Source organism: Serpentinimonas barnesii, assembly GCF_000696225.1.
Taxonomy (GTDB): domain Bacteria; phylum Pseudomonadota; class Gammaproteobacteria; order Burkholderiales; family Burkholderiaceae_C; genus Serpentinimonas; species Serpentinimonas barnesii.
Genome location: NZ_BAWN01000054.1, coordinates 1 through 2,696 on the forward strand (window position 1 = coordinate 1; position 2,696 = coordinate 2,696).

Here is a 2,696-nt window from a genome sequence, read left to right on the forward strand (position 1 = left end):
GTAAGCGTCCCGCCAACCCATCTTGCAGACAGCCGATCATCCTGAGACCATCGTGTCCACTTCATTTTTGGTGGACACATGCACACTGCTTCCGATATTCAACTGCCCGCCGCAGGCCGCAAACGCGGCCGTTACTCCCAGGCCTTCAAAGCCCGCGTGGTGGCGGCCTGCAACCAGCCCGGCCTCTCCACCGCTGCCATCGCCTTGGCCAATGGCCTCAACGCCAACCTGCTGCGCCGCTGGATCAGCGAACACCGACAAGCCCAAAGCGGTATGGAGGCAACGCCAGATGCCTGTGTGGGCTTCGTGCCGCTGACGAGCCCTGTTTCGGCGAGTACACCGGCTGCCTTGCGCCCAGCTGCTCTGGGCACACCAGACCCAGACCGCATGCAGCTGCACCTGAGCCGTGGTGATCTGCAAGCCACGCTGAGCCTGCCGGCCCACCAGCATGCCCAGTGTGCGGCCCTGCTCAAGCTGATCCTGTCATGATCCGCATCGACACCATCTGGCTGGCGGTGCAGCCGCTGGACATGCGCGCCGGAGCCGACACCGCCATGGCCCAAGTCATCCATGTCTTTGGCGCTGCCCGCCCACACCACGCCTACCTCTTTGCCAACAAACGCGCCAACCGCCTGAAGGTGCTGGTGCACGACGGCATCGGCCTGTGGCTGGCCACGCGCCGCCTGCACCAAGGCAGCTTTCACTGGCAGCGCGGTGCAGGCCAGCGCCTGGAATTGAACCCCGCCCAATTGCAAGCCTTGGTGCTCGGGCTGCCCTGGCAATCGATGCAGGACGCCGGGGTCATTCATTTGCATTGAGGCGGTATTGCTCATGCAGTCGAGCTGGTTTGATTGTTTAAATATTCAATCAATTCAACCTGTCGCACCAGTATCGAGGTATAATTCAACCCATGCTGAATGTTGCCCAATTGCCGCAAATGAGCCGCGCCGAATTGCAGGGGTTGGCTGCCCAATTGCTATCGCAATTGAGCGACAAAGACGCGATGATTCATTCGGCCCGGCAATTGGTCGCAGCCAAAGACGCGGCGATTCATTCGGCCCAGCAATTGCTCGCCGCCAAAGACCAAGAGTTGAACTGGCGCCAGGCCCGCATCGAGCAGCTTACCCACGAAATTGCGCTGCTGCGCCGCATGAAGTTTGCCGCCACCAGCGAGCGGCTGGCGCGCGAGGGCGGCCCCGAGCAGGCCAGCCTCTGGGGTGCAGACCTGGACGCCGACTTGGCGGCCATCGAGGCCGAGCTCGAAGCGCTGCGCGCAGCGCCGCAAGCGGATGTGACTGGGTCTGAGTCTGGGTCTGTGCCCGAGCACCACAGCCCCAAATCCACTCCCAAGCGCGCAGCCCTGGCGCCGCATTTGCCGCGCACCGTCATCGAGCATGAGCCGGCCGCTACCGTCTGCGGCTGCGGGACCGAGTTGCAGCGCGTGGGCGAGGATGTGGCCGAGAAGCTGGACTACACGCCCGGCGTCTTTACCGTGCAGCGCCATGTGCGGGGCAAGTGGGCCTGCCGCTGCTGCCAGACCCTGATCCAGGCACCAGCACCCGCGCACGTGATCGACAAGGGCATCCCCACGGCGGCCTTGCTGGCCGATGTGCTGGTGGGCAAATACGCCGATCACCTGCCGCTGTACCGCCAGGAGGACATTTATGCCCGCGCCGGTGTGGCCATCCCGCGCTCGACGCTGTCGGCCTGGGTGGGGCGCTGCGGCGTGGCGCTGCAGCCGCTGGCTGATGCGCTGGCAGACCTGATCAAAGGCGCTGATGTGGTGCATGCCGATGAAACCCCGGTGCAGATGCTGGTCCCCGGCCAAGGCAAGACGCATCGATCCTATTTGTGGGCTTATGCCACGGGGCCGTTTGCAGAGGTGCAGGCGGTGGTCTTTGACTTTTGCACCAGCCGCGGCGGACAGCATGTGCGCGCCTTTCTGGATGGCTGGCAGGGTACGCTGGTGTGTGACGATTACGCGGCCTACAAGGCGCTGTTTGCCCAAGGGGTGACGGAGGCGGGCTGCATGGCGCATGCGCGGCGCAAGTTCTTTGACTTGCACGCCGCCAGCCAAAGCCCGCTGGCGGCCACGGCGCTGGAGTTCATTGGTCGGCTCTACGAGGTGGAGCGCTTGCTCAAGGATTGCACCTGCGAGGAGCGGCTGCGTGTGCGTCAGGGCAGCAGTCAGACCATCATGGATGCCTGGCACCAGTGGATGCTGCTGCAGCGCACGAAGCTGACGGCCAACTCGGCCACGGCCCGGGCGATGGATTACAGCTTGAAGCGCTGGCAGGGGTTGAGCCGCTTCCTGCACGATGGGGCGGTGCCGATTGACAACAACCACATCGAGAACCTGATCCGGCCGATCGCGCTGGGGCGCAGCAATTGGCTCTTTGCCGGCTCCGAGCGCGCCGGCCAGCGCGCGGCCGCCGTTCAGTCGCTGATCCAGAGCGCGCGCCTCAATGGGCTCGATCCCTACGCCTATCTGAAAGACGTGCTCGAGCGCCTGCCCACGCACAAGGCCCGTGCGATTGAGGAGCTGCTGCCGCACAAGTGGCAGCCGCTGGCGGCGGCATCGGGATGAAATCGGGCTCATGAGGGATGGGGGTGTCCGCGTCACTCGGCGTGGACGCGTGGGCGCTATCTTGTCAGACCCGTAGGCTGCTGGCAAGGTGGGTTGGCGGGACGGTTAC

3 protein-coding genes are annotated in these 2,696 nt (G+C 64.5%); all 3 read left to right on the plus strand.

The annotated features are described in order from the left end of the window. Positions 1 to 78 precede the first annotated feature (78 nt). The 3 genes from tnpA to tnpC all read left to right on the plus strand — a co-directional run bounded on the left by tnpA (position 79) and on the right by tnpC (position 2,587). Complete coding sequence (tnpA, locus tag SRAH_RS11400; RefSeq protein WP_029463464.1) at positions 79 to 489, plus strand: IS66-like element accessory protein TnpA; 411 nt, start codon at positions 79 to 81, stop codon at positions 487 to 489. Further along, on the plus strand, positions 486 to 818 hold the full coding sequence (gene tnpB / locus SRAH_RS11405; RefSeq protein ID WP_029463465.1) for an IS66 family insertion sequence element accessory protein TnpB: 333 nt from the start codon (positions 486 to 488) through the stop codon (positions 816 to 818). Before tnpA ends, tnpB begins: the two co-directional genes overlap by 4 nt. Before the next feature lie 92 nt (positions 819 to 910). Next, entirely contained in the window at positions 911 to 2,587 is a 1,677-nt protein-coding gene (gene tnpC, locus SRAH_RS11410; protein ID WP_029463466.1) for an IS66 family transposase, read from the plus strand. Positions 2,588 to 2,696: the final 109 nt, after the last annotated feature.